This window comes from Amycolatopsis cynarae (assembly GCF_026802195.1).
GTDB classification, from domain to species: domain Bacteria; phylum Actinomycetota; class Actinomycetes; order Mycobacteriales; family Pseudonocardiaceae; genus Amycolatopsis_E; species Amycolatopsis_E rhizosphaerae.
Genome location: NZ_CP113836.1, coordinates 3,694,214 through 3,719,273, shown reverse-complemented (window position 1 = coordinate 3,719,273; position 25,060 = coordinate 3,694,214). Strand labels below are relative to the sequence as shown.

The 25,060-nt window shown below is 72.1% G+C and carries 26 protein-coding genes and 2 pseudogenes; 11 read left to right on the top strand and 17 right to left on the bottom strand.

Annotated features, from left to right (window positions below; all coding sequences use genetic code 11):
• Positions 1-101: 101 nt before the first annotated feature.
• The 9 genes from qcrB to coxB are packed head-to-tail and all read right to left on the bottom strand — an operon-like array spanning position 102 to position 8,714.
• Positions 102-1,781: a cytochrome bc1 complex cytochrome b subunit gene (gene qcrB, locus ORV05_RS17910; RefSeq protein ID WP_268759651.1), complete on the bottom strand. Its 1,680-nt coding sequence runs from the start codon at positions 1,779-1,781 to the stop codon at positions 102-104.
• A complete protein-coding gene (locus ORV05_RS17905; RefSeq protein WP_268759650.1) occupies positions 1,778-2,641 on the bottom strand; it encodes a ubiquinol-cytochrome c reductase iron-sulfur subunit in 864 nt (287 codons plus the stop codon). Before ORV05_RS17905 ends, qcrB begins: the two co-directional genes overlap by 4 nt.
• Positions 2,638-3,429 (bottom strand): cytochrome bc1 complex diheme cytochrome c subunit, encoded by a 792-nt coding sequence (gene qcrC / locus ORV05_RS17900; RefSeq protein WP_268759649.1) that lies wholly within the window; start codon positions 3,427-3,429, stop codon positions 2,638-2,640. The genes ORV05_RS17905 and qcrC overlap by 4 nt, the downstream gene beginning before the upstream one ends.
• Before the next feature lie 11 nt (positions 3,430-3,440).
• Positions 3,441-3,827 carry a c-type cytochrome gene (locus ORV05_RS17895; protein WP_268759648.1) on the bottom strand — a complete coding sequence of 129 codons (387 nt, stop codon included), beginning with the start codon at positions 3,825-3,827 and terminating at the stop codon, positions 3,441-3,443.
• Entirely contained in the window at positions 3,827-4,717 is an 891-nt protein-coding gene (locus ORV05_RS17890; protein WP_268759647.1) for a cytochrome c oxidase assembly protein, read from the bottom strand. The genes ORV05_RS17895 and ORV05_RS17890 overlap by 1 nt, the downstream gene beginning before the upstream one ends.
• Positions 4,705-5,115, bottom strand: coding sequence for a hypothetical protein (locus ORV05_RS17885; protein WP_268759646.1), 411 nt, complete (start codon positions 5,113-5,115; stop codon positions 4,705-4,707). Before ORV05_RS17885 ends, ORV05_RS17890 begins: the two co-directional genes overlap by 13 nt.
• Positions 5,115-5,738: a cytochrome c oxidase subunit 3 gene (locus ORV05_RS17880; protein ID WP_268759645.1), complete on the bottom strand. Its 624-nt coding sequence runs from the start codon at positions 5,736-5,738 to the stop codon at positions 5,115-5,117. The genes ORV05_RS17885 and ORV05_RS17880 overlap by 1 nt, the downstream gene beginning before the upstream one ends.
• Positions 5,738-7,675: a cytochrome c oxidase subunit I gene (ctaD, locus tag ORV05_RS17875; protein WP_268759644.1), complete on the bottom strand. Its 1,938-nt coding sequence runs from the start codon at positions 7,673-7,675 to the stop codon at positions 5,738-5,740. The genes ORV05_RS17880 and ctaD overlap by 1 nt, the downstream gene beginning before the upstream one ends.
• Positions 7,676-7,709: 34 nt before the next feature.
• Positions 7,710-8,714: a cytochrome c oxidase subunit II gene (gene coxB, locus ORV05_RS17870; protein WP_268759643.1), complete on the bottom strand. Its 1,005-nt coding sequence runs from the start codon at positions 8,712-8,714 to the stop codon at positions 7,710-7,712.
• A 181-nt stretch (positions 8,715-8,895) separates the two neighbouring features.
• Here coxB and ccsA point away from each other — a divergent pair, with 181 nt between their 5' ends.
• The 9 genes and pseudogenes from ccsA to ORV05_RS17825 form a co-directional block, all read left to right on the top strand.
• Positions 8,896-9,615 (top strand): cytochrome c biogenesis protein CcsA, encoded by a 720-nt coding sequence (gene ccsA, locus ORV05_RS17865; RefSeq protein WP_268759642.1) that lies wholly within the window; start codon positions 8,896-8,898, stop codon positions 9,613-9,615.
• A 100-nt stretch (positions 9,616-9,715) separates the two neighbouring features.
• Positions 9,716-10,120, top strand: coding sequence for a cytochrome c maturation protein CcmE (locus tag ORV05_RS17860; RefSeq protein WP_268759641.1), 405 nt, complete (start codon positions 9,716-9,718; stop codon positions 10,118-10,120).
• On the top strand, positions 10,117-12,084 hold the full coding sequence (locus ORV05_RS17855) for a heme lyase CcmF/NrfE family subunit (RefSeq protein ID WP_268759640.1): 1,968 nt from the start codon (positions 10,117-10,119) through the stop codon (positions 12,082-12,084). The genes ORV05_RS17860 and ORV05_RS17855 overlap by 4 nt, the downstream gene beginning before the upstream one ends.
• A complete protein-coding gene (locus tag ORV05_RS17850; RefSeq protein WP_268759639.1) occupies positions 12,081-12,632 on the top strand; it encodes a TlpA family protein disulfide reductase in 552 nt (183 codons plus the stop codon). The genes ORV05_RS17855 and ORV05_RS17850 overlap by 4 nt, the downstream gene beginning before the upstream one ends.
• On the top strand, positions 12,629-13,510 hold the full coding sequence (locus ORV05_RS17845; protein ID WP_268759638.1) for a cytochrome c-type biogenesis protein: 882 nt from the start codon (positions 12,629-12,631) through the stop codon (positions 13,508-13,510). Before ORV05_RS17850 ends, ORV05_RS17845 begins: the two co-directional genes overlap by 4 nt.
• Positions 13,511-13,608: 98 nt before the next feature.
• Positions 13,609-14,064 (top strand): GbsR/MarR family transcriptional regulator, encoded by a 456-nt coding sequence (locus tag ORV05_RS17840; protein WP_268759637.1) that lies wholly within the window; start codon positions 13,609-13,611, stop codon positions 14,062-14,064.
• 9 nt (positions 14,065-14,073) lie between these two features.
• Complete coding sequence (locus ORV05_RS17835; RefSeq protein WP_268759636.1) at positions 14,074-14,886, top strand: class I SAM-dependent methyltransferase; 813 nt, start codon at positions 14,074-14,076, stop codon at positions 14,884-14,886.
• 107 nt (positions 14,887-14,993) lie between these two features.
• Entirely contained in the window at positions 14,994-15,314 is a 321-nt protein-coding gene (locus tag ORV05_RS17830; RefSeq protein ID WP_268759635.1) for a hypothetical protein, read from the top strand.
• 134 nt (positions 15,315-15,448) lie between these two features.
• A pseudogene (locus tag ORV05_RS17825) lies at positions 15,449-15,694 on the top strand (transposase); the annotation flags it as partial.
• A 148-nt stretch (positions 15,695-15,842) separates the two neighbouring features.
• Here ORV05_RS17825 and ORV05_RS17820 read toward each other — a convergent pair.
• Positions 15,843-16,528, bottom strand: a pseudogene (locus ORV05_RS17820) (transposase); the annotation flags it as partial.
• 38 nt (positions 16,529-16,566) lie between these two features.
• On the opposite strand from ORV05_RS17820, the gene ORV05_RS17815 reads away from it, so the two are divergent.
• Positions 16,567-17,739 (top strand): HNH endonuclease signature motif containing protein, encoded by a 1,173-nt coding sequence (locus ORV05_RS17815; RefSeq protein ID WP_268759634.1) that lies wholly within the window; start codon positions 16,567-16,569, stop codon positions 17,737-17,739.
• 279 nt (positions 17,740-18,018) lie between these two features.
• Here ORV05_RS17815 and ORV05_RS17810 read toward each other — a convergent pair whose 3' ends face one another.
• From ORV05_RS17810 to ORV05_RS17785, 6 genes are all read right to left on the bottom strand, one after another.
• Entirely contained in the window at positions 18,019-18,621 is a 603-nt protein-coding gene (locus tag ORV05_RS17810) for an energy-coupling factor transporter transmembrane component T family protein (protein WP_268759633.1), read from the bottom strand.
• Complete coding sequence (locus ORV05_RS17805) at positions 18,618-19,292, bottom strand: energy-coupling factor ABC transporter ATP-binding protein (protein ID WP_268759632.1); 675 nt, start codon at positions 19,290-19,292, stop codon at positions 18,618-18,620. Before ORV05_RS17805 ends, ORV05_RS17810 begins: the two co-directional genes overlap by 4 nt.
• Positions 19,289-20,443 (bottom strand): thiolase family protein, encoded by a 1,155-nt coding sequence (locus ORV05_RS17800; RefSeq protein ID WP_268759631.1) that lies wholly within the window; start codon positions 20,441-20,443, stop codon positions 19,289-19,291. The genes ORV05_RS17805 and ORV05_RS17800 overlap by 4 nt, the downstream gene beginning before the upstream one ends.
• The gene (locus tag ORV05_RS17795; protein WP_268759630.1) at positions 20,440-21,693 is read right to left on the bottom strand and encodes a class I adenylate-forming enzyme family protein; all 1,254 of its coding nucleotides are present in this window, start codon (positions 21,691-21,693) and stop codon (positions 20,440-20,442) included. Before ORV05_RS17795 ends, ORV05_RS17800 begins: the two co-directional genes overlap by 4 nt.
• Positions 21,694-21,728: 35 nt before the next feature.
• Positions 21,729-22,337 carry a biotin transporter BioY gene (locus tag ORV05_RS17790; RefSeq protein WP_268759629.1) on the bottom strand — a complete coding sequence of 203 codons (609 nt, stop codon included), beginning with the start codon at positions 22,335-22,337 and terminating at the stop codon, positions 21,729-21,731.
• Positions 22,338-22,402: 65 nt separating this feature from the next.
• Complete coding sequence (locus tag ORV05_RS17785; RefSeq protein ID WP_268759628.1) at positions 22,403-23,131, bottom strand: hypothetical protein; 729 nt, start codon at positions 23,129-23,131, stop codon at positions 22,403-22,405.
• 107 nt (positions 23,132-23,238) lie between these two features.
• Between ORV05_RS17785 and ORV05_RS17780 the strand changes: the two genes are divergently transcribed.
• The gene (locus tag ORV05_RS17780; protein ID WP_268759627.1) at positions 23,239-23,673 is read left to right on the top strand and encodes a MarR family transcriptional regulator; all 435 of its coding nucleotides are present in this window, start codon (positions 23,239-23,241) and stop codon (positions 23,671-23,673) included.
• Here ORV05_RS17780 and ORV05_RS17775 read toward each other — a convergent pair.
• A complete protein-coding gene (locus ORV05_RS17775) occupies positions 23,670-25,046 on the bottom strand; it encodes a glycoside hydrolase family 3 C-terminal domain-containing protein (protein WP_326938154.1) in 1,377 nt (458 codons plus the stop codon). The two genes, ORV05_RS17780 and ORV05_RS17775, sit on opposite strands and share 4 nt — an antisense overlap.
• Positions 25,047-25,060: the final 14 nt, after the last annotated feature.

Sequence of the window (25,060 nt, the reverse complement as noted above, 5' to 3'; positions counted from 1 at the left end):
CCCGCGAGTCCCACCCTCGTGCGGTTGTGTCCCACGTTCGGCAACCTGAGTTCCACCTCCGATTTGCGGAGGTTTGCGGAGGGTGCGACACAAGCGGGGAGTCAGTCGTCGGGGTGGCGTTTCCGGCCGAGCAGCCAGACGGTGACCGCGGTGACCGCCGTGAACACCCGGCCCCGGGGCCGCTCGGGCTTGGGGGACGGTGCGGCGGCGGTGCGGGAGGGGGGCCGTGAGACCGTCCGCACCGGGGTACCCGGGTAGGCCAGCCGCGCCGCGTCGGCCGCCGCCTGACGGGACGGGTAGTGCTTGGTGCTCACCAGCACCAGCGGCTCCTTCGCCTCCGGATGCTCGACGTAGCGCCATTTCCACCGCGGGCCGGGCTCGGCCCAGCACTCCAGGCGCGCCGGGACCGGTTCCGCCGCGCCCCCCTGCGGGCGGGATCGGCGGGCCGCCGCCCTGAGGTCGGCCCTGGTGATCTCGCCGAAGCCGCCCCGGGTGTGGCGGGCCGCCTTGGCCAGGAAGTAGGCGAGGAGCCCGGCGAGCCACGGCAGGGTCAGGATCAGGGCGCGGAACGCGTACACGACGGAGGTGATCGGCACCAGCAGCGTCCGGGCGATCACGTCGTCGGCGGCGGCCACGACGAGCAGGACGTAGAAGCACAGCAGCCCCACCCCGATGCCCAGCCGGGCGGGGTGGTCGCGCGGCCGGTCGAGCAGCTGGTGATCGGCCCGGTCGCCGGTGCACCACCGCTCCAGCAGCGGCCACACGTACAGCAGCAGGAAGGTCAGCGCGCCCAGGACGACACCGGGGAAGAACGGCGAGGGCACCAGGTAGCCGAAGATCCGGAACCCGGCCGAGGGGAACAACCGCAGCGCGCCCTCCTCCCACGCCACGTACCAGTCGGGCTGGGCCGGAACGGTGGCGCTCGCCGGGTTGAACGGCCCGTACAGCCACACCGGGTTTATCTGGAACAGCCCGCCGAGTCCGAAAAGGACGGCGAGCACCGCCAGGAACAGCGCGAGCGTGCGGACGGTGTAGGCGGGCCAGAGCCGGGAGCCGACCACGTTGCGTTCCCGCCGTCCCGGCGCCGGGAACTGGGTGTGCTTCTGCCGGATCAGGATCAGCATGTGCGCGGTGATCAGGACCGCCAGCAGCGCGGGCACCAGGAACACGTGCGCGACGAACATCCTCGGCACGGTCTGGTCGGCCGGGAACTCGCCGCCGAAGAGCAGGAACGCCAGCCACGCCCCGACCAGCGGCACCGACTGGGTCACCGAGTACGCGATGCGCAGCCCGGTCCCGGACAGCAGGTCGTCCGGCATCGAATAGCCGGTGAACCCGTTGAGCAGCGCCAGGGCCAGCATGGTCACGCCGATCAGCCAGTTCACCACGCGGGGCCTGCGGAACGCGCCGGTGAAGAAGATCCGGCACAGGTGCAGCACGATCGCGGCGATGAACACCAGCGCCGCCCAGTGGTGGGTCTGCCGGATCAGCAGCCCGGCGCGCACGTCCTGGCTCAGCGAGATCGCCGAGGCGTAGGCGGCCGAGGTGAGTTTGCCGTTCATCGGCTCGAAACTGCCGCGGTAGACCGTTTGCGCCGTGCTGGGATCGAAGAACAGCGCCACGAAGGTGCCCGTGAGCACGAGGACGACGAACGAGTACAGCGCGATCTCCCCGAACATGAACGTCCAGTGATCGGGGAAGATCTTCTCGAACGCCTTGCGCAGGAACGGCGCGAGGCGCAGGCGGGAGTCGGCGGCGGTCACCACCCTGCGCACGGTCATGGCCTGCTCCAGTACCCGGGCCCTGGCGGGGAGGTGAAGTCGCCGGAGGCCCGCAGGTAGCCGTCGGCGTCGACGAAGATCGGCAGGCCGGGCAGCGGCCGCGACGCCGGGCCTGCGACCGGCCGCGCCGCCCGCAGCAGGTTGAACACCGACTGGTGGCACGGGCACAGGACCTGCCCGGTGCCCTCCAGGTACAGCGCGACGGCGCACCCGGCGTGGGTGCACAGCAGGGAGTACGCCACGATCCCGCCGACCTGCCCGCCCGGCGGCGGGTCCTGCAGCCGCGCCGGGTCGAGCCGGACGAGGAAGGCGGGCGCGTCCCCGGCGTCGGGGTGGTGCTCGGGGTAGACGATCTCGATGGACTGCGCGGACACGTCCTCGGGGCGGACCGGGCGGCCGCTGCGGTCGATCAGGCGCACTCCACCGGCCCGCCACGGCGTCTCGGCCAGTGCCTTGGGGGGAAGCGCGCCGCCCTGGGGCTGCAGCAGCGAGCGCAGCGGGAACAGCAGGGCCACCGTGATCGTGCCCCCGGCGAGGCCGAACAGGCGGACCAGCCACCGTCGCCGCCGGGGCCGTCCGAGGTCGACGAGGTGGTCGACCACCTCGCTGCGTTCCACCTCGGGCGAGGAGAACCCTTCGTGCTCCTCCACGTGGCCACCCGAGGGCAGCAGCCGGATCGCCCACAGCCCCAGTCCCGTCGCGAGCCCGCCGAAGGCGACGGCGAGCGAAGCGCCCTCGAACCGGGTCTGGCCGCCGAGCACGAAGAACACCGCGAAGGCGATCCCGCCGAGTGCGGCGAGGGCGAAGGAGGCGAAGATCGCCCACTCCGTCTGGCGTGTCCTCTGTGGTCCGGTGGTCACTGGGCCCTGCTTCCCAGGCGCCGCACCACGAGCACCACCAGCAGCAGGCCGAGGCCCCAGCCGACCGCGCCCTCGGTGATCGGGCCGATGCGGCCCAGCGACAGGCCGCCGGGATCGGGATTGCCCTGTTTCCCCTGCAGGTAGCCGAGGTAGGCGATGATGCCGTTGAGCTCGTCGTCGGGCAGTTGTCCCTGGGTGAAGGCGGGCATCAGGAGCGGACCCACCCGCACGGCCTCCGCGATCTGGGTGGGCGTGGCCTGGAACAACGCGGGTGCGACCTGTCCGCCGGTCAGCGGGCCGCCCACCCCGGTGCTCGAATGGCAGGCGGCGCAGTTGGCGAGGTAGGCCTCCTGCCCGGTGCGCAGGTCGCCGGGCCCGACCTGCGGGATCGGGGGGCCGCCGGGGCCGAAGCCCGCGACGTAGGCGACCAGGGCCTGGATGTCGGCGGGCCCGAACTTGGCGTCCTGGTGCTGGGGTTCGGCCTGTTCGGTGCGCAGCGGCATCCGCCCGGTGCTCAGCTGGAAGTCCACCGAGGCGGGGCCGGTGCCGACCAGCGACGGGCCGCGCTGCGTGCCCTGCCCGGCCGGACCGTGGCAGCTCGCGCAGTTCTGCTGGTACAGCTCGCGTCCGCGGTCGGGCGCGGGCTGCGCGAGGCCGGGGCCCGCCGCCTTCATGGTTCCGGCGTCGCCGCTCGCGGTGAGCGCGGGTACCAGCAGGAGGAACCCGAGTACCGCGACGGCGGCGAGCAGGCGGCGCGACCGGCGACCGCGGTGCCGGGCCAGGTACACGTTTCCCCCTTTCATTTCAGGGTGAACAGGTAGGCCGCGATGTCGCGGGCGTCCAGCGGGCTCACCCCGAGGTTCGGCATGGCGGTGCCGGGTTCGACCCCGCGCGGATCGCGGATCCAGCGCTGGAGGTTGTCGCCGTTGTTGGGGAGTTCGCCCGCGATGTAGGAGCGGGCCCCGAAACGGGTCAGCGGCGGCCCGACCAGACCGGTGGCACCGGAGACGCCGGGCACCGTGTGGCAGGACCCGCAGCCGTACTGCTGGATCAGCTGCGCGCCGCGGGCGGGGGAGCCGAGCGGCACCTCGGGGGGAGGGGCGGGGGCGGCCGCCGAGCAGGCGGCCAGCGCGCCCGCCGCGGCGACGCCGCCCAAGCTGGTCCAGACCTTTCGCGGGCGGCGCATCAGCCCGTCACCTCCTCGGCCGGTGGCGGGGCGAGGTCGCGGTCGCCCGGTGTCCGGCGCTCCTGCCGGGACAGCCACCCCGCGAACAGGGCGAGGGCGAGCACGCCGTCCACCACGTCCATCGGAATCCACATCGCCAGCCCGGCCCGCTGCTGGTCGGCCAGCGGGTCGCCCTCGGCGAGCACTCCGGCGGGGTAGAGCGGGGCGGGGGCCAGCGTCAGCACGGCGCCCAGCGCCGCGGCCGCCATCCCGGTGGCGAACAGGAGCAGGAAGGCGGCGGGCCCGGCCAGCCGGTGCCGTCCCGGGGCCAGCACGGCCGACCACAGCAGCCACGCGGCGAGCACGAAACTCGCGTGCTCGGCCGCGTGCACGGCCGGGTGCTCGAGCGCGGACAGGTACGGTGCGGGCAGATGCCAGAACCACAGCACCGCGACCTGGAAGGTGCCGACGACGATGCCCCGGTGCAGAGGGCCCCGCAGCCAGCGGCCCACGGCGCCGGCCCGCAGGCGGGACCAGGACAGCCGGGCGCGCCGGGGCAGCGCCAGCGACAGCGGCAGCCCGGCCGCCCCCGCCGCCAGCAGCGGTCCCGCCACCACGAGCAGGATCATGTGCTGGCTCATGTGGCCGGTGAACGAGTCCTCGGCGAACCGGTGCACCGGCGGGCTCTGCGCCACCACGACGGCGGCGATCCCGCCCGCGAACGCCGCTGCGCGGGCGGCGCGCACGGCGGATCCGCGGCCGCCGCGCCGCCACAGTTCCTGCACGCCACGGCCGTAGGCCGCGGCGAGCCCGGCGAGCACGAGGACACCGGCCAGCTCCCACCAGCGTTCGGCGTCACCGCCGGCGGTGGCGTGCGCCAGCGGCAGGGCGGGTGAGGTCAGGACCGGCACTGCGGGATCACCACCACTGCGACGCCGTCGAAGGCGATGATCGCCACGAACAGCAGGTTGGCCCAGATGCCCACGGTGGCCAGCAGCCTCGTGCGGTCCCGCCGGGTGCCGTCGGGCCGTCCCTCCTCGACGGCCGTGCCGCTCGTGCGGTGCCGGACGAGCAGGGCCGTGCCGAGTGCGGCGAGCGCGATCACGCCGGGGATGACCACCATCAGCGTGATCACCACGTACAGCGGGGTACCGGAGATTTCGTGGTGCCCGGCGAAGCACGCCAGCTCGTCGGTGCTCCAGGCGGCCGCAAGATGCAGCGCCCAGGCGATCGCACCGCCCAGCACGGCGAACCACAGCAGCAGCCCGCCGCGGTGGTGCGCCTTCGGGGAGACGGCCGGTGCGGTCATCACAGCCGCTCCGACAGGTAGATGGTGAACAGGATGCCCGCCCACACGATGTCGACGAAATGCCAGTAGATCGCGGTCAGCCGGACGCGTTCGTGCCGCCGGTAGCCGAAACTGCCGCGCAGGGCCGCCGCGAGCAGCCACGCCACCATGAGCAGGCCGATGGTCACGTGCAGGCCGTGGAAACCGGTGATGGTGTAGAACAGCGAGCCGTAGACGTTGGTCGTGAAGGTGTACTTCTGCAGGTCGCTGGCGTACTCCAGGCCCTGGACGGTCAGGAACGACAGGCCCATCAGCAAGGTGGCGAGCAGGCCGAGCCGCAGGCGCCAGCGCTGCCCCTTGCGGATGCCGCGCTCGGCCCAGATCACCGGCAGGCTGCTCGGCAGCAGGACCGCGGTCATGATCAGCGGCCGTTCCAGTTCCGGTTTTTCGATGCCGCCGGGCGGCCACTGGGCGGGATGCTGGAAGCGCAGGTAGAAGAAACTGCCGAGCAGCACGGCGAACAGCGTCGCCTCGGTCAGCACGAACAGCACCATGCCCCACCAGGCCGGGGTCCGGCCGGAGGGCATCTCCGTGGTCAGCGCCTGCGGGCTGGTGCTCTCCCTGGCGGCTTCGAGCGCGGACATCAGTACGTCACACCTGCCTCCTGCGGGGTTCGTTCCGGTGGCCACAGCCAAGCGGCGATGGTGACGAAGGCGATGCCCGCCCCGACGCCCGCCACCCAGTAGACGGACAGCAGCAGCCCGACGACCCCGATGAGCAGGCCCACCGCGACGACGAACGGTTTGAGCGACTCCTCGGCCATTTCCTGGGCCTTGTCGTAGCTTCCGTCGAGTTCGGTGGTGGTCGCCGCCATGCGGCCCCCGGCCAGCGTGCGGTCCTCGCCCGCGCGGTGCAGCGAGGCGGCGGTGCGCTCGTCCCAGTTGGGGTGCAGGCTGTGCACCGCCGGGATGACCGCGAAGTTGAAGTGCGGCGGCGGCGAGGGCATCGTCCACTCCAGAGTGTCGCCGCCCCACGGATCCGGCGGTGCCTTCTCCCCGCGGCGCATCGCGTACCACAGTCCGCCCAGCACCAGCAGCAGCCCGAGCGCGAGCACCGCCACCCCGATCGAGGACGCGAGGTTCCAGCCGTTCCAGCCCATGCCGTCCGGGTAGGTGGCGATCCGCCGCGGCATGCCGAGCAGGCCCGAGACGTGCATCGGGAAGAAGGTCAGGTTCATCCCGACGAACACCAGCGCGAACGCCCAGCGGCCCAGGCCCTCGTGGTACATCCGCCCGGTGATCTTCGGGAACCAGAAGTAGAGCCCGGCGAGGATCGGGAACACCGCGCCGCCGAAGAGCACGTAGTGGAAGTGGGCGACCACGAAGTAGGAGTCGGTGACCTGCTGGTCGAAGGCGACGAGCGCGAACATCACGCCGGTGAACCCGCCGAGGACGAACACGAAGATGAACCCCATGACGAACAGCATCGGCACCCGCAGCACGATCTTGCCCAGCCACATCGTGGCCAGCCACGCGAAGATCTGGATGCCCGACGGGATGGTGATCAGCAGGCTGGCGGCGCTGAAGAAGCTCATCGACAGCTGGGGCAGGCCGGTGGCGAACATGTGGTGCACCCACACGCCGAAGGCGACGATCGCGGTGGTCACGATGGACAGCACCACCAGCGGGTAGGCGGCGATGCCGCGGCGGCTGAACACCGGGATGATCGCGGAGACGATGCCCAGCGCGGGCATCACGATGATGTAGACGTCCGGATGCCCGAACAGCCAGAACAGGTGCTGCCAAAGCAGGACGTTCCCGCCGGTGCCCGGATCGAAGAAGTGCGCGCCGAAGCGGCGGGAGAGGAACAGCAGTCCATTGGCGACATTGAGTGGCGGCAGGGCGAACAGCACCATGAACGAGGTCGCCACCAGCGCCCAGACGAAGATCGGCACCCGGTTCAGTGACATGCCCGGGGCCCGCAGCTTGAACGCGGTCACGACGAAGTTGATCGCGCCCGCCGTGGTCGAGACGCCGAGGAACAGCAGGCCGAGGGAGTACACGTCGAGGCCGAGCCCGAGGGAATACGGTTTCGTGGTCAGCGGCACGTAGGCGAACCAGCCCCCGTCGGGCCCGTTCCCCGCGGCCAGGCTGGAGAACATCACCAGCCCGGCGAACAGGAAAACCCAGTAGCCGAACGCGTTCAGCCGCGGGAAGGCCATGTCGCGGGTGCCGAGCATGAGCGGGAAGAGGAAGTTGCCGAAGCCGAACAGCATGGGCGTGGCGAACAGGAAGATCATCGCCGTGCCGTGCATGGTGAACAGCTGGTTGTACTCCTCGAAGGACAGGAAGTGCTCGCGGGGCCGGGCCAGCTGGGCCCGCAGCGCGGCCGCGTCGAGTCCGGAAAGGACGAAGAAACCGGCGGCGGTGACCAGGTAGCGCCGTCCGATGCGCTTGTGGTCCACGGTGCTGAACCAGGTACGCAGCGAAGGGCGCTCACCCCAGTGCTGCTCCAGCTGCTTCTCCAGCGCGGCGTGGTCCACCACGCCGGGGCCCGGGGAGGGCTGCTGGGCGACGGACATTCTCGTCCTCCTCGGAAAACAAGCGCTGGGCCGGTTATTTCAACGACTGCAGGTAGGCGATCACGTCGGGCAGGTCCGTCGCGGGCACCGGCTGCGGGGGCATGGCGTTGCCGGGTTTGAGGGTTTGGGAGTTCGCTATCCAGCCGCCCATTGAGCCGGGGGTGTTCGGGGCGGCGCCCGCGCCGATGCTCCACCGCGAGCCGATGGCGGACAGGTCGGGACCGACCTTCCCGTTCGCCGCGGTGCCGCGGATCGTGTGGCAGGAGGCGCACCCGACCTGTTCGAAGACCTGCAGCCCCCGCTGCGCGGCGGCGTTGGCGGGGGCCGGGGCGGGGGCGGCCGTGCGCACGAGCCACGCGTCGTACTCCGGTGCCGGCTGCGCCACCACCACGAACTCCATGTTCGCGTGCTGCATCCCGCAGTACTCGGCGCACAGGCCGCGGAAGTCGCCGGGCCGGTCGGCCCGGATCCAGGTGGTGTTCGTCCGGCCCGCGATCAGGTCGGTCTTGGGCATCAGTTCGGGCACCCAGAAGCTGTGCAGGACGTCGTCGGTGGACAGGCGCACCTGGACCGGGGTGCCGACCGGAATGTGGATTTCGTTGGCGGTCACCGCGCCGGTGCCCGGATAGCGCACCTCCCACCACCACTGGTGCCCGACCACGTCCACCGTGACCGGGGCCGGGCCCGCCGCGGCCGCGGGAGGCTCCCGCAGCGAGCCGAGGTCGCTCAGCCCGGCCGCGTAGGTTCCGACGAGCACCAGGAACGGCAGGACCACCCCCATCACCACGACGAACCCGGTGGCGTCGCCGCCGTGGACCGCCCCGCCCCGTTTGCGGCGCAGGACCGCCCAGCCGAGCAGGGTCAGCACGATGACGAAGACCACGACGGAGATCCAGAACAGCAGCCACCACAGCCCGGCGATCCGGCGGGCACCGGGACCCGCCGGATCGAGTGCGTTGGACGAACCGCCCGAACAGCCCGCCAGGGCCAGGACCGGCAGGAGCACCGGCCAGAGACGGGCAGGAGGGAGCGCCTTCAAGACAGGCACCTTCCCGGCATCCGCTTCTCCTCCCGGTCGGACGGCAGCGCGCGGCTACCACCTGCTTGCCCGGGGCAAACCTTGTCACGCGAAGGGTGCTCGGTGGAGTGACATCTGTTTCGCCCTGAGGGTGAGGGGGAATGCGCTGCTCGGTCTGTTGCCCCGGCGGCGAGGAGGAGCCATGAATCCCGATGACCAGGTCCGCGGCGCGGAAGGAGCTCTCCGGCGCGCCCTAGGCTGGGCCGCGGCCGGGCTCGGCGGGGCGGCGCTGTTCGCCGGGCTCGCGGTCGCGCCGCCCGACGCGGTGCAGGGACAGGCCGCGCGGCTGATGTACGTGCACGTGCCCGCCGCCTGGACGGCTTACCTGGCCTTCGCGGTGACCGTCCTCAGTGGAATCGCCTTTCTGCGGGGGCGCGACCCGCGGTGGGACCGCCGCGCCCAGGCCGCGGCCGAACTCGGGGTCGGGCTGACCGCGCTGACCCTCGCGCTCGGCAGCCTGTGGGGCCGGGTGAGCTGGGGAGTGTGGTGGGCCTGGGATCCCCGGGTGGTGAGCACCGCGCTGCTGCTGCTCGTCTACGCCGGGTACCTCGCCGCGCGGCGGGCGTGCGCCGATCCGCGCACCGCGGCCCGCCGCTCCGCCTTCGCCGGAATCGGCGGGTTCGCCCTGGTGCCCCTGGTGCACTTCTCCGTGGTGTGGTGGCGCTCGCTGCACCAGCCCGCCACCCTGCTGGCGCCGGATCCGCACCCCCCGATCGACCCGGTGATGCTCGCGGCACTGTCCCTGGCCGTCGCCGCGTTCACCGCCGCCGCGGCGTGGCTCTTCCTGCGGCGGGTCGCGATCCTGGAGCGTTCCGCCCGGCCGTCCCGCCGGGTGCCGGTGCTGACCGGGGCCGGGCGATGACCGGCTGGGCGGCCGTGCTCGCCGGGTTCGCGCTGACCGGGCTCACCCTGGCGGCCTTCTGGTGGTGGACCAGCCCGGCGCGGGAACGCCGGGAGCGCCGGTGAGCGGGACGCCCGAACCGCGGCGTCGGCGCCGTGCCGTGCTGCTCCTGGTCTCGATCTCCCTCGCCGGTCTCGCCCTCCTGGTGGTCGCCGGGCTGCAGGGGACCCTCGTCTACTACCGCACGCCGAGCGAGGCCGGCGCCGCGAACGCCGCCGGGCAGCGGATGAGGCTGGAGGGAGAGGTGGTTCCCGGTTCGGTCGGCGCCACGGGCGAACTGACCCGGTTCCGCCTGTCCGACGGCAGGCACCAGGTGCCCGTCGTGGTGCGCGGCGCCCTGCCCGACACCTTCCGGGAGGGGCAGGACGCCGTGGTGGAGGGCGTACTCGGCGGCGACGGCACCCTGCGCTCGGACCGGATCGCGGTCAAGCACTCCAACGAATACCGGGCCGCGGAGCTCCGGTGATCGGGCCGCTCGGGCACGCCTGCCTCGCCGCCGGGATGGTCGCCGCCCTGTGCACCGCATTGCTGTGGCTGCGGGTCGCGCTGTCGGGCCGCGGAACGGCCCCGGCGCGGGCCGCCGGGTGCATCACCTTCGGGGCGGGCGCGGCGGCGAACGGGCTGCTGGTGTGGGCGCTGGTGGCGCACGACTTCGGCGTCGGGTACGTGGCCGCCAACGGCGGCCGGGACGTGCCGCTCTACTTCACCGTCACCAGCCTGTGGGCCGCACTCGACGGTTCGCTGCTGCTGTGGCTGCTGATCACCGGGGCGTTCGGGGCGCTGCTGGCGTGGCGGATACCCGCCCGCCCGGCGCCGCTGCACGCGTACGCGGCGACCGTGCTGAGCGTGGTCGCGGTGTTCTTCTTCGCCCTCACCTCCTTCGCCGCCGACCCGTTCCGTCCGGTGAGTCCCGTGCCCGCGGACGGGCCCGGCCCGAACCCACTGCTGCGGGAGCACGCCGCGATGGGGCTTCACCCGCCGCTGCTGTACGCCGGCTACATCGGCATGATCGTGCCGTTCGCCTACGGGGTCGCCGCGCTGATCACCGGCACCGCGGGCCGGGAGTGGCTGTCGGTGACGCGCCGCTGGGCGCTGGCGGCCTGGACCTTCCTCACGGCGGGCATCGTGCTGGGCGCGTGGTGGTCTTATGCCGTGCTCGGCTGGGGCGGGTACTGGGCGTGGGACCCTGTGGAAAACGCTTCCCTGCTGCCGTGGCTGACCGCGACGGCCGCCCTGCACCTGACCCTGCCGCACCGCCGGGCCGGGCTCACCGGCTGGGCGGTGACCCTCTACTCGTCGACCTTCCTGCTGGTCCTGCTGGGCACCTTCCTCACCCGGTCCGGCGCGGTGGCCAGCGTGCACAGCTTCACCGCGTCCCCGCTGGGGCCGATGCTGCTCGGGTTCGTCCTGCTCGTGGCGGCCGTGGTGACCGGTCTGCTGATCCGGCGGGCGGGCACCTTCGGCGGAGCCCCGGCCGCGGCTCCGCTGTCGCGGGAGCGCGTCCTGCTCGCCAACGGCGTGGTGTTCGCGGTGCTGACGGCGGTCGTGCTCACCGGGACCGTGTTCCCGTTGCTGGCGCAGGGCCTGACCGGCCGCAGGCTGTCGGTGGGGCCGGGGTACTTCGACCGCACCGCGGTCCCGATCGCACTGGCGGCCCTGCTGCTGATGGGCGCGGGGCCGCTGGTGCGTCCCCGCGCCGACTCGCCGGGTGCCCTGTGCCACCGGCTGGCCGTGCCCGTGCTCGCGGCACTGGCGGCGATCGCCGTGACCGGCCTGCTCGCCCGTCCCGGGGTGCCCGCACTGATCGCCTTCGGCGCGGCCGCGTTCGTGCTGGCCGGGCTGGGCCGGGTCGTCGCCGTCGAGGTGCGGGCCGTGTGGAGCACCGGCCGCCCGGTGCTGCCCGCGCTCCTGCGCCGAAGGCGGTGGGGCGGCCTGCTGGCGCATGCCGGGATCGCCGTGGCGATCGTGGGCATCGCGGCTTCCGGCGCCGGCACCGTGCACACGGAGGCCGAACTCGCGGTCGGCCAGTCCGTCACCGTGGACGGCGTGACCGCCACGCTCACCGGCGTGGCTCGTGCGGCGGGTGCCGACCGCATGACCGCGTCGGCCCGTTTCCGGCTCGACCGCCGGGGTTCGGCGCTCGGCTCCGCCGAGGCCGCCCTGCACTACTACCGGGCGCGCGACACCACGGTGAGCGTCCCCGCGATCCGCTCCCGTCCGGAAGGCGACGTCTACCTCACCGTCACCGGAGTCGCCGCCGACGGGCAGCACGCCACCGTCCGCCTGTCGGTCGATCCCCTGGTCGGCCTGCTGTGGGCGGGCGGCGCGATCACCGCCCTCGGCGGGCTGCTGTCATTGATCCGCCCGAAGACGGGGCCGGGGGTCCCGCTGCCGCCCCGGGTGCCGTCTTCCGAGGCGAGCGCGGCATGAGCGGCGGGCGGCGATGGTGGTTCGCACCGGCCGGGGTGGTCCTGGTCGTGCTCGGCTTCGTGCTGGCCCGCGGCCTGGATTCCCCGTCGCCGGGCTCGGGCTCCTCGGGGCTTCCGGTCACCTCGACCGGGGACGAACCCGCGCCCGCCCTGACCGGCCGCACCTTCGACGGCGCCCCGTTCGACCTCGCCGCGCTGCGCGGGCAGGTGGTCGTGGTGAACGTGTGGGCGTCGTGGTGCGGGCCCTGCAGGCAGGAGCTCCCGGCGCTCGCGGAGCAGGCTCGCCGCCGCGAGGGTTCCGGCATCCGGATCGTCGGGCTGGCCATGCGCGACGACCTGACGGCGGCGCGGCGCCTGCTGGCCGAAACGGGCGCGAGCGGCCTGATCTCCGTGCTCGATCCCGACGGGACACAGGCCGTGCGATGGGGGGTGAAGGGCGTGCCCGAGACCTTCGTGGTGGACCCCGCCGGGCACATCCGGGTCCACGCGGTCGGCCCGGTGACCGGCCAGTGGCTCGACGACACGCTCGGTGCGGTGAGCAGGCCGTGAGCGCGCGGCGGCTGCTGCTGGTGGCGTTGCTGCTCGTCTGCGGGGCCGCCGCCGGGGTGGCACTGTGGCGTTCGGGTGCCGGGGGTGACGACCCCGTGGCGCGGCTCGCCGCCGAACTCCGCTGCCCGGCCTGCCAGGGCGAGACCGTGGCGGACTCCCACTCGCCCGTGGCGGACGCGATGCGCGCCGAGATCGGCCGTCAGCTGGCTTCGGGACGCACGCCCGAGCAGGTCGAAGACTTCTTCGTGCGGCGCTACGGGCCCGAGGTGCTCGCCGATCCGTCGCCCGGCGGGGCGGGGGCACTGCTGTGGGTCCTGCCCGGGGCCGTGCTGGCCGGGGTGCTGGCGCTGGGGTTCCGGACGGTCCGCCGGCGGCGTCCGGCGGCGGCCGTGCCCGTCGCAAACGGCGTGCCGTGGCTGAAGCGGTATGCGTGGGGCATCACCGCGGCGGCACTGGTGGCGCTGGTCTGCGGGGTCGCGCTCGCGGCGGGAAAGCTCGCCGGTGGCGAGGCCCCGGCCGCCGCGCAACCGGTCGATCCGGTGGCCACGCAGGTGGCGATCGGTGAGACCCTCGAAGCACAGGGCCGGTTCGCGGCGGCGGCGCAGGCCTACCAGGTGGCGTGGAAACTCCGGCCCGACGCCGCGGTGCTGTTGCGCCTGGCGTTCGCCCAGCTCCGGGCGGGGCAGCCCGCGGAGGCCGGACGGTCGGCGGGGCAGGCGCTCACCGAGCGGCCCGGCGACGAGAACGCCCTGCTGGTGCTGGGACTCGCCCAGCGGGCCGGGCACGATCCGGCGGCGCGGCAGACCCTCGAACACTTCCTGGCCCTCGCCCCCGGACATCCCGCCGCCGCCGAAGTGCGCCGCCTGCTGGCGGATTAGCCGGGCCTCGCGCTCGTTGATCTTGCTAGTTGTTTCAGTCTAGACTGAAACAACTAGCAACAACCGCGCCGAGGCGAGGCAGCCGAGGAGGATGTGCGATGCCGGGTCAGGACGGCCAGGATGAGATGCTGCGGTGGGTCGAGCAGGTGGCCACGTTCTGCGTGGAGGAGTGGGCGCTGCCACCGATCACCGGGCGCATCCTCGGCCTACTGATGATCTGCGACCCGCCCGAATGTTCCGCGGGCCGGATCGCCGAGGCCATCCAGGCCAGCCGTGCCTCGCTGACCTCGAACATGCGTTTCCTCACCACCATCGGCCTCATCCGCAAGGTCCGCGTCCCGGGTGACCGCACCACCTACTACCGCATCGAGGACGACGCCTGGCACAAGGTCGTCCAGCGCAAGCTCGACAGCCTCGGCGCGTTCGGTGGTATCGCCGACGAGGGCGTGAAACTCCTTGGCGGAGCAGGACCCCGCACCGAACGCATCCGCGCGGCCCAGCAAGCCCTGACCTGGCTGCGGGACATCGCGGCCCGCAATCCACTGGAAAGGTAAGGACCTCTCGTGCACCGTGTGCGACTGGAGCTGGACCCGCTCCGGGAGACCCTGCTGCTCACTCTCTACGCGAGGGCGCTGGACGCCAGGCTTGCCCACCCGATTCTCGGTGACACCCACTCCGCCGGTATCGCCGAGGCGATCGACTACGACTTCGCCAGGCTCAACGTCAAACCCGGCATCGTCTGCAGCACCGCCCTGCGGGCCAAGAAACTCGACGACGCGGTCCGGACGTTTGTCGCCGGGCACCCCGGCGCTGTCGTGCTCGACCTCGGTTGCGGGCTCGACACACGGATGCTCCGCTGCGACCCACCTGCGGGAGTCGACTGGTACGACGTGGACTTCCCCGACGTCGTCGAACTGCGGCCCCGGTTCCTCCCGGAGCGGTCGCACCGCATCGGCGCCGATCTGACCGAACCCGGCTGGCTCGACCCGCTGCCCCGCGACCGTCCGGCCATGATCGTCGCCGAGGGCCTGCTGCCGTTCCTGCCCGGTGACACCTTCCAGCGGATGACCCGGCAGCTGACCGCGCACTTCGACACCGGTGAACTCGTTTTCAACGGCTACACCCGTTTCGCCGCCTGGTCGATGAAATACCATCCGACGATCAAGGCCATCGGCGTCACGGCCGCGCAAGGTTTCGACGACGCTCGTGAGCCCGAGACCTGGCAGGCCGGGCTGACTCTGATCTACGAGCAACTCCTCGCGCGCGCCCCGGAGGTCGCCGCCTTTCCCCGGCCACTGCGCGCGGCCGCCCGGCTGATGAGCCACAGCGCCGCCCTGTCCCGGCAAGGCGCCCGCATACTCCGCTACCGGTTCTGATCCCGGCAGCACCACGGCCACCCCGGTGTGACCTGCCCGGCGGCGTTGCCCTCCACGGCCGGGAAATTGTGCTGCGGTTCGGTATTCGGCTCCGTTACGCTTTCCTGATGCCGGACCGCATCATGTACGTCCAGTTGAAGACCGGGTACGACCTTGATCGTGGTCCCTCCTGGGTCGGGTGGGTTCGCTTCTCGAAGACGTGGAAGACCGCGTATTTTCACGGTCGCACGCTTCGCCGGTGGCCCGGAATGTTTGACGCCAACTTCTTCGATATCGACACGGGCGAGGAATTCTGGCTTTCCGGCCCCAAGCGAGATCGGACCGACGGCCGCTACAGCCGTCAACAGCCCGAGGTCGACGAAGATGCGCGTGAGGCTTACGAGGCCTTCCTCCAAGGTGAATCACTGCCGGGAAGAGAACGCGGATAGCCGAGATCGCGTCTTCGGCGGAGGCGCGGTGGTGGACTTTTCGCCGGTACACAGCGGCGCCATGGGAAGCCTCCTCGGCAGTGGGCAAGGGCAGGCTTGGTGCGTGCCGCTGTATCGCGCCGGCGACCTGCTTGCGGTCGCACGAGCCGCCGTGCACCACCATCTCCGCGGCCAACACCCACGACAGCCACGCACTCAGACTCCTGGTCAACGCGCTCCCCGTCATCCGCTCCCGCCGTGGACCACGACGACGGAAACCGGCCAAGCTCCACGCCGACAAGGCCTACGACATCCCCGCCCTGCGCGACTGGCTCCGCCAGCGCCAGATCATCCCGCGCATCGCCCGCAAAGGCATCGAATGCAACGACAAACTCGCCAAATGAGACTCGCTCTTACCGAGCGTTTCGCCGCCACAGTCCAGCCTCGGTCCACTCGGTGAAAGCTCGATACGCGGTCGCACGCTCACCCCGAACGACGACGGCCTGGATATGGGTCTGTAACAGGGTCGGTGTTTTCGGGCGTTGTTGGTTAGTACTTCTCGGTGCTCGGCCAGCGGTCACCGAACGTGTTCGCAAAGGCGTTCAACGCGGGTTTCCACCGCATCGTCCACCGTGCTTGCCCCTTGCCGGTCGGGGCCAGCGACCGGGTGACGAGGTAGAGACACTTCAACGCGGCCTGCTCCGTGGGGAAGTGACCTCGTGCCCGCACCGCCTTACGATACCGTGCATTCAACGATTCGATAGCGTTCGTGGAGCACAACACGCTCCGAATTTCGGGATAGTCCAAAAATGGAGTGAACTTCTCCCACGCGTTACGCCACAGCCGGATCATGGCGGAATACCGGCCACCCCACTTCTCCTCCAACCCGTCCAGCGCAACCTCGGCAGCCGTGACCGTCGCTGCCGCATACTCCGCGACCACACTGTCCGTGATCCGCGAAACGGTCTCCTTCGACACCGAAGCACCATAGATCTCGGCGAAATGCGCCGCAATCTCGCCCGTTGTCAACCCTTTCGCATACAACGACAACACGATCTCATCGACACTCCCGAGCCGACGCTGCCGCTTTTTCGCGATCGCCGGCTCGAATGTGCCCTCACGATCCCGCGGCACCGCCACCTCCATCGGCCCGACAGACCCTCCGAGATCACCGTTTTGACGCGGCTGCCGGATACTCCACTGTGCGAATCTGCGTTCGAAAATCCCTGATCGTGTGATGCTATTGACGTTGCGTCGCGGATAGGATGGTGACGTGACCGAAAACTGGGGGTTTTCCGGGCCCAAGCTGGAACTGTACGAACGGATCGCCGACCTCGACCGGGATGATGTGTTGTCGCTGATCGCGGCGGCTGAGGCGTGTTCGAATGCGTGTCAGGCGGTGAAGCTGGCCGCGGTGGTGGCGTTGGGGGATGCGGATTCGGTGGCGAAGGAGGTCGCTCTCGAATTGCATTACGGTGCGCGTCAGGCGGAGGGTCAGGTGTCGCTGGCCCGGGATCTGGTGCGGCGCTTGCCTTCGACGTTCGAGGCGATGAAGCGCGGTGAGCTGGATGCGTACCGGGCGTCGAAGGTGGCCGATCAAACCTCGGTCTTGACCGATGACCAGGCACGAGAGGTGGATGCGCGGGTGGCAGGGAAGATCGCTACCCGGGATGCGACGTCGGTGCGGCGCCTGGTGAACAGGACCGTCGCCCGGGTTGATCCGGATGGATACGCGCGGCGGTGCGAGGAGCGGAAGCGGTCCCGTAATGTTCAGTTGTGTCACGAGGATGAGGGCATGGCGACCCTGTATGCGTATCTTCCGGCCGAGATCGCCGCCACCATCTATACCCGAGTCGATCGCGTGGCGCGGGGGCTGCGGAGCCGGGGTGAGGAACGCACTCTGGATGAGTTGCGGGCGGACGTGTTCTCCGACCTGTGCCTTGGTGTCGCGCGGCCGGTGGAGCCGCCGCGGGCGGAGGTGTTCGTGTATCTGGATTTCCTGACCTGGGCCGGGCTGCGCAACGAACCTGCCGAACTGGCCGGACACGGCCCCATCCCCGCCCAACTGGCCCGCCAGATCGCCGCGAATGCCACGATCCGGCGGGTCATCACCGACCCCATGACCGGCACCCCGATCGACGTCGGACGTCACCGCTATCGGCCACCCGCCGCCACCAAAGAACTGGTCCAGGTACGCGACCGGGAATGCCGGGTGCCGGGGTGCCACCGGCCGGTCCAGGCCTGCGACCTCGACCACGTCGAACCCTGGGCACAAGGCGGCGGCACGGACAGCGGCAACCTCTGCGGCCTGTGCCGCAGAGATCACCGCCTCAAGGACGAACCGGGCTGGCATCATCGCATGAGCGAAACAGGCGTTCTGGAGATCACCACTCCGGCCGGTCGCACCTACCGCAGCGGACCAGAACCCCTCACCACTGCCGCCTGAGTCTCCGGAACCATAGCCGGACGCACTGGGTAGTCAGGGCTCTCGCCTGTGGTGCCGGTAGTGAGCAGCACGTGCTTTCCCAGCACCTCATCTCCGAAGGCGAAGTCCAGTACGTTCGGTGCCGGTGCCAGGCGATTCGGCTGCTGGTCGGCGGGAGGGCCAGCGCAACGGCCGGCACCTCACTCGAATCGCCGCTTTGTCAGGCTGAGGCGAGCAACGAAGAGTGAGTACCGCGGTTCACGTCGCTGGGGGAGCCGGTGCGAACTGTGGACTCAGGCGTTACACCTCGCCCTCGCCGCGCGCGGCGAGGGCTTCGCCGAGTTCGTCGGAATGGTTCAGGGTGCGCACCAGGAACGGGACGGCGAAACCGGTGACGGAGCGTTCCGCGCCTCGCGCCTTCGCGGCTTCCCGGACCTCTTCGGCGATCGCGGACAGCGCGGTGACCGCCCGCACGGTCAGCCCCGCCAGCAGGCCGAGCCGCTCGGGGCGGACCCCGAACCGGCACAGCGGGCGGGCGGCCCGTTCGATGGCGGCCACCAGGTCCTCGACGCGCGTGGTGATCGTGAACAGGTTCGCCGCGGCCAGTGTCGCGACGAGCCGCAGGCAGACCACCAGCGCGGTGAGCCAGCCCTGCAGCCAGGACTGGAAGGCGAACAGGACCAGCGCGACCGTGCCGATCGCCCGCAGCGCCCGCCAGGACCGGCGCACCGGCACCCGGGCGAGCGCGTACCCGCCGAGGACGGCGAGCCCGATGCCCCCGAGACAGAAGGGGGAGCGCACCGCGAACACGGTCGCGGTGATCAGAAGCAGCACCAGCAACTTCAGGCCCGCCCGGGCCCGGTGCACCGGGCTGGAGCCCGGTTCGTAACCTCCGCTGTTCATTCGAGGAGCTTCCGGTAGTGGCGCACCGCCGGTCCGGGCTCGTCGTCGGCGACGACCCGGCCTTCGTCCAGGACGATCACCCGCTCGAACCCGGCCAGCAGTTCCAGATCGTGGGTGACCAGCACGATCTGCTGCGGCAGGCCTTCCAGCCGCTGCGCGAACTGCCGCTTGTGGCGCAGGTCCAGCAGCGTCGTCGGCTCGTCGCACACGAGCACGGCGGGGTCGAGCACGAGCATCGAGCACAGCGCGAGCAGTTGTTTCTGGCCGCCGGAGAGCTGGTGGGCCGGGTGGTCGGCGTGCCCGCCGAGCCCGAACTCCGACAGCAGCGCGACCGCCCTGTCCCGCCGTTCCTCTTTGGACAGACCACTGCGGCGCAGGGAGAAGGCGACGTCCTCGGCGGCGGTGGGCATGACGATCTGGCTGTCCGGGTTGCTGAAGACGAACCCGACGCGGCGGCGCACGGTGCGTCCGTCCCGCGCCGGATCGAGGCCGTCGACCAGCACCCGCCCGGTGTCCGGGTGGACGAGACCATTGATCGTCCTGGCCAAGGTGGACTTCCCGGAGCCGTTCGCCCCGACGAAGCCGACGCGTCGTTCCGGCAGCTTCAAGGTGATGCCGGAGAGCACCACCCGGTCGCCGTAGCGGTGCCCCACCCCTTCGAACTCGATCATCCGACCGCCTCCCACAGTGCCGCCACACCGAGACCGCCACCGGAGGACAGGGCGCTCAGGCCGGTCGCGGCCGCACGCCTGCGGACGAGTGTGGTGAACAGCCGCACCACGAGGACCGCGCCGGAGGCGCCCCACGGGTGGCCGAGCGCGATCGCTCCGCCGTCCGGGCTGACCGTCTCCTCGTCGAGGCCAACGGCGTCCAGGCAGGCGAGGGCCTGCCCGGCGAAGGCTTCGTTGAACTCCACCACCTCCGGCTTGCGATCCAGGACCCGCCGCATCGCGGGCACCGCGCCCAGCCCCAGCCGGTTCGGGTCGACGCCCGAGGTCGCCGAGGCGATCAGGCGCATCCCGGGCACGCCCAGCCGCCGCCGGGTCGCTTCACTGGTGACGAGCACGACCGCGGCGCCGTCGTTGATACCGCAGGAGTTGGCCGCGGTCGCGGTGCCGTTCTCACCGAAGGCGGGGCGGAAACGGGCCAGACGGTCCACAGTGAACCCTTCGCGGGGCCGTTCGTCCCGGTCGAGCCCGCCGAGGGGCACCAGTTCGGCGGCGAAACGACCGTTCCGTTGCGCGGCGACAGCGCGCGCGTGACTGCGCGCCGCGAAGGCGTCCTGCCGTTCCCGTGCGATCCCGGCCTCAGCGGCGACGAGATCCGCGGCGGGCCCCATGTCGGGATCGCCGATCCCGGCGGGGGCGAACGGCGCCCGCGTGTACGGGCGGGGCGGTTCGGTCGGCGAATCCGGCCGGTGGAAGCGGTAAGGCGCGGTCGACGCGCTCTCCACGCCGCCCGCCAGGTAGGCCTCGCCCTCGCCGGCGCGGACCAGCGCGGCGGCCAGGGTGATCGCGGCCAGACCGCTGGCGCACTGCCGGTCGACGGTCATTCCCGGCACGGTCTCGCCGAGGCCGGCGCGCAGCGCGGCCACCCGGGCCGGATTGCCGCCGGGGCCGAAGACATTGCCCAGCAGGACGTCGTCGACAGTGTCCAAACCGACAGTGTCCAAACCGGCACCGTCCAAACCGGCGTCGTCGAGCACCGCCCGCAGCACCGGCGCGGCGAGCCGGTCGGCCTCGAACCGCCGCAGCCCGCCGCCCGCCGTCCCGATCGGGGTGCGCCGGGCCGCGATGACCACGGGGGTGCGGTCCTCGCTCATGTCAGCGGTTCCGCGGCGAGCGTGCCGTCCCGGAGCATTTCCCCGATCGCGGCGCGCGCGGGCTTGCCGGAGGCGGTGCGGGGGAGTTCCTTCACGGCAAGCCACCGGCGGGGCCGCTTGCCCGGCGCCAGGTTCTCCCTGGCCGCCGCCCGCAGCGCGCTCAGCGAAACCGGCGTTTCGTCTGGCTCGACCACGGCGGTCACCAGGGAACCCAGCGCGGCGTGCGGGGTACCGGCGACCACGACGTCGCCGACGCCCGGGACCTCGCGCAGGACGCGTTCGACCTCTTCGGCCGGAACCAGCCCGCCTCCGCTGGACAGCATCGATCCCGCCCGGCCGTGCACCACCAGTCCGCCCTTGCCGTCGAGTTCGGCGCGATCATCCACAGTGGACCATCGTGGGGCGGGGGACAGGACGCCGCCGGTGAGGCGGCCGCGGCACGACAGCGGGGAATCGACCCAGAGGATCCCGTCCCGGATGTCGAGGCCCACTCCCGGTACCGGGCGCAGCCGCCCGTCGCCCCGGTCGAGCGCGATCAGGGAGTGCTCCGCCGAACCGTAGTAGGCGATCAGCCCGGCATCGGTCAGCACCTCGGCCATCCGGGCGCGAAGCACGGGGTCCAGGTGCCCGCCGCCGCAGACGACCGCCTCCAGCGTGCACTCCCGCCCGGGATGCCGGGCCAGCACGGCGAGCAGGCCCGCGAGCATCGCCGGAACCAGGTGGACCGACGCGGCCCCGGCGGCCGCCCGTGCCGCCGTCTCCGGATCCCACCGGGGCAGCAGGCGCACGCGCTGCCCGCACCACAGCGCGTGCAGCGCACCGAAGAGGAAGAGCGACGAACTCAGCGGACCGGGGATCAGGACCGGTCCCGGCAGCGGGCCGAGCGCGGCGAAGCTGTCCAGCCACGAGTCGCGGGTGCGGATCAGGACCTTGGGGCGCCCGCTGCTGCCGGAGGTCGTGGCCAGGTAGAAGGCGGTGCGCCCGGTCCCGGCCGGGGTGACGCGGGCGGTCGTCGCCTCGGGTACCCCCGTCACCACCAGATCCGGTGCCGCATCGGCGAGTACGGCCCTTCGTTCGCGTTCCGACCAGCCCGGCTCGACCACCAGCACCGCCGCGCCCAGCAGGTCCCCGCCGAGGAACCATGGCAACACCTCCGGCGAGTCCACCGCGATCCGCGAACCCTCGCTGATCCCGCGCTCCGCCAGCCAGGCGGCCGCCCCGTGGGCCCGGGCCAGCAGCTCGGGCGGCACGGTGCCGGAGCCTGTGATCGGAGGTGTCGCGGGCATCAGCCTGCGCGCTTCGCGCCGGCGGGCAACCGGCCCGGCAGCGCGCGGTGGAGCACCGAGGCGAGCAGCGACACCACCACGACCTTGGCCGCGTCCCCGGGCACGAACACCAGCGTCTGCACCAGGGCGGCGTGGAAATTGCCCAGGTAGGCGGCGAGGAACGGGACCCCGAGCAGGTAGCAGGAGAGCAGGCCCGCGGCGTTCGCCAGCAGCAGGGTAGGCAGGCCGGTGCGCTTGAGCCGGGTCACCAGCAGGCCGGAGACGAAGGCGGATAGGAGGAAACCGAAGAGGAACCCGCCGCTCGGGCCGAGGAACGGCGCGGGCCCGCCCCGGCCGCCGGACAGCAGCGGCAGCCCGATCGCGGTCAGCGCGAGGAACAGCGCCACCGACGCCGTCGCGCGCCGCGCCCCCAGCAGCGACCCCGCCAGCAGCGGCCCGGCGTTCTGCAGCACGACCGGCACGCTGCCGCCGCCCACGTAGAAGCCCGGGAACAGGCCGAGTACGGCGATGAGGGCGGCGAACACCACGGTCCGCGCGAGGTCGGCCGCGGGCAGCGCACCACCCGGGCGGGGCCGGTCGCCGGAAACCTTCGTGTTCTCCACATCCACGACCGGCAATCCTAGCCAGCCGCCGGGGCCGCGGACGGTGACCTGCGTCGCCCCCGGGCCCGGGTTCAGCTCATCCGCCGCCTCGCGAAGGCCAGGGCGACGGCGGTGGTGGCGATCCAGAGCGCCTGCGCCACCGACATCACGATGGCGAAGACCAGTCCCGCCGTGCCGAAGACGGCGGCGATGCCCGCGACGGCGAACAGGGCGGCGATGACCAGTGCGGCGCGGCCGAAGACCGGGCGCAGCAGGGGCGAACCGGACAGTGCCAGCCCGATCGCGGCGAACAGCAGCGGGGCGGGGGCGAGGGGGAAGATGCGGGCGAACACCCCGTTGCTCAGCGCGAAGGCGGTCGCCACGGTGGCGCGATCACCGGTGTGCGCGGCCATCGGCACCGCCTCCAGCAGCGCGGCTTCGATCGTGACCACGGCCAGCAGGAGGGCGCAGCCGACGAGGGCGGCCGCTCCGGCCAACCGGTGCCGTGCGCCGCTGAGCTGCAGCAGGACCAGGAAGAACACGATGCTCAGCAGGGCGCCGGTGACCTGCAGCCACCCTCCGGCGTAGAAGAGTGTTTCGTGGCCGAGGGCGTAGCCCAGCAGCTGGTCGGGGCTTTCCCCGGCGGAAGGCCACGCGGTGAATGCCGGGGTGGTGAAGTAGAGCACCAGCAGGAGCGGTCCGAGTATCCCGGCGGCCGCTCCGAGCCCGGCCAGCCGGGCCGGAGAGGTTCGTGGTGGTGCGCCGGGTTCCGGCGAGGCGGCGGAAGTGGCTGAGATGGGGTCGGGGGTAGGTCTGCCCATGGCTCTCAACTCCAAAATCGAGCAGCTCGAAATTCGAGTACACTGCTCGCATGGGTCCGTTGTCAATCCCCGGAAGCACCCGGCACCGCGCTCTCGTGGAAAAGGTGATGTCCGAGCTCCGAGCGCTGTCCACCGTGCAGGACCGGCTCGACCAGTACGCGGCACAGCGGTTCGGCCTCAACCGCACCGACCTCCGGGCCCTCGACCTGGTCGGGCAGGCGGAGGTGCTCTCCCCGACCGCGCTCGCGGAGGCGCTGGGCTTGTCCACGGGCGCCACCAGTACGGTGCTGGACCGGCTGGAGGCGGCGGGTTACGTGCGGCGGGAACCCGACCCCGTCCACCGCCGCCGCACCGTCGTCCGGATGGCGCCCCGCGCACACGAGATGTCCGAAGCCGTCTTCGGCCCTGTCCTCCGCGGCACCCTCGACCAGGCCGCCGCCCAGCCGGACGCGGCACTGACCGCCGTCGCGGATTTCCTGGCCGGGCACCGCGAACTCCTGAACCGCTGTCTTGCCGCGGCAAGGGAAGACGACGGATCCTAACGGGTCAGGACGCCGGTGAGCCGCACATCGGTCACCGATCGTCCTATGTGGACGGTGTAGTCGCCGGGCGGAGTGGTCCAGCGGCCCGTGTCCGGATCCCAGACCTCCAGGGCACGGCCGGGGATCCGGAGGGTCACCCGCCGTTGTTCCCCAGGCCCGGCGCAGACCCTGCCGAAGGCCGCGAGCCAGCGGACCGGACGGTCCGGCCCGCCCGCCGGGGCGGACAGGTACACCTGCACGACCTCGGATCCGTGGCGCGGGCCGGTGTTGCGGACGGTCAGGCTCACCACGCCGTCCTGCCCGGCGACCAGGTCCCGGTACTCCCAGTCGGTCCAGCCCAGTCCGTGCCCGAAGGGGGCAGCGGGGGTGACCCCGGCACGCAGGTAGGCGCGATGACCGACGTGGAGGCCTTCGCGGTAGGGGAGGGTCCCGTCGGGCTCCGGGGTCACCGGCGGCACGAGCCGCTCGTCGGCGGGCAGGGTCCAGGGCAGGCGGCCCGCCGGTTCGGTGCGGCCGGTGAGCACGTCGGCCAGGGCGTGCCCCGCCTCCTGCCCGGGCAACCAGGACCAGACCACCGTCCGGGCGCGCTCCAGCCACGGCAGCAGGACCGGGGCGCCCGCGTTGACCACGACGACGGTGTCGGGCCGGGCTTCGAGCACCGCTTCCGCCAGCGCGTCCTGGTCGCCGGGCAGGGCCAGGGTCCGCCGGTCCCAGCCTTCGGACTCGGTCTCCGGGGTGGTACCCACGATCAGGACGGGCAGTTCCGCCCACCGCGCGGCGGCCAGTGCCGTGGCGAGCAGTTCCGCTGCGCCCGGCGCGGGCGGGCCGTGACGCAGCACGACCCGGACCACGTCGCCGAACTCAGCGGACCGCAGGCGCTGGCTTTCCACCACCACGGACACCGTCACCGGGGCGTCACCGACGGAGAGGGACACGCCGTGGCCCGGTGGATGAGTGGTGGAGGAGTCGAGGACCGCGGCCGTGCCGTCGGCCTCCTCGGTGCTCGCGGAGACGAGGGACCCGTCCACGACCACCCGGTGCCGTCCGACGAGGCCGACCTCGAGCCGGTGCTCACCCGGCTCCGTCAGACGAATCTCGCACGAGAGCCGCAGGGTCTCGGCCGCCTCGGGGATCGCGCGCAGCGTCGGGTCCCAGCGGGCCGCCTGCTCGGTCCGGACTTCCCGGCCCTCACGGTCGAGGAAGACGAGCCGAACCGGGCCCGCCAGGCGGTCCTGGTCCAGTTCGGGGAGCAGACTGCCCGCGTCCGCCCCGGGCTCGACGCGGATGTCGGTGTAGGGAAGGGCGTTGTGCAGCCCCTCGGCGAAACCGACGGTGCGATGCGCGTCGACGTGGGAGCTGCCACCGCCCTGCAGGAACCCCTCGGCCG

Excerpts from the sequence above, each read along its gene's own strand:
- qcrB (WP_268759651.1), bottom strand. The coding sequence starts at position 1,781 with ATGACCGTGCGCAGGGTGGTGACCGCCGCCGACTCCCGCCTGCGCCTC.
- ORV05_RS17895 (WP_268759648.1), bottom strand. The coding sequence starts at position 3,827 with ATGCGCCGCCCGCGAAAGGTCTGGACCAGCTTGGGCGGCGTCGCCGCG.
- ORV05_RS17885 (WP_268759646.1), bottom strand. The coding sequence starts at position 5,115 with ATGACCGCACCGGCCGTCTCCCCGAAGGCGCACCACCGCGGCGGGCTG.
- ORV05_RS17880 (WP_268759645.1), bottom strand. The coding sequence starts at position 5,738 with ATGTCCGCGCTCGAAGCCGCCAGGGAGAGCACCAGCCCGCAGGCGCTG.
- ctaD (WP_268759644.1), bottom strand. The coding sequence starts at position 7,675 with ATGTCCGTCGCCCAGCAGCCCTCCCCGGGCCCCGGCGTGGTGGACCAC.
- ccsA (WP_268759642.1), top strand. The coding sequence starts at position 8,896 with ATGAATCCCGATGACCAGGTCCGCGGCGCGGAAGGAGCTCTCCGGCGC.
- ORV05_RS17850 (WP_268759639.1), top strand. The coding sequence starts at position 12,081 with ATGAGCGGCGGGCGGCGATGGTGGTTCGCACCGGCCGGGGTGGTCCTG.
- ORV05_RS17840 (WP_268759637.1), top strand. The coding sequence starts at position 13,609 with ATGCCGGGTCAGGACGGCCAGGATGAGATGCTGCGGTGGGTCGAGCAG.
- ORV05_RS17830 (WP_268759635.1), top strand. The coding sequence starts at position 14,994 with ATGCCGGACCGCATCATGTACGTCCAGTTGAAGACCGGGTACGACCTT.
- ORV05_RS17810 (WP_268759633.1), bottom strand. The coding sequence starts at position 18,621 with ATGAACAGCGGAGGTTACGAACCGGGCTCCAGCCCGGTGCACCGGGCC.
- ORV05_RS17805 (WP_268759632.1), bottom strand. The coding sequence starts at position 19,292 with ATGATCGAGTTCGAAGGGGTGGGGCACCGCTACGGCGACCGGGTGGTG.
- ORV05_RS17800 (WP_268759631.1), bottom strand. The coding sequence starts at position 20,443 with ATGAGCGAGGACCGCACCCCCGTGGTCATCGCGGCCCGGCGCACCCCG.
- ORV05_RS17785 (WP_268759628.1), bottom strand. The coding sequence starts at position 23,131 with ATGGGCAGACCTACCCCCGACCCCATCTCAGCCACTTCCGCCGCCTCG.
- ORV05_RS17780 (WP_268759627.1), top strand. The coding sequence starts at position 23,239 with ATGTCCGAGCTCCGAGCGCTGTCCACCGTGCAGGACCGGCTCGACCAG.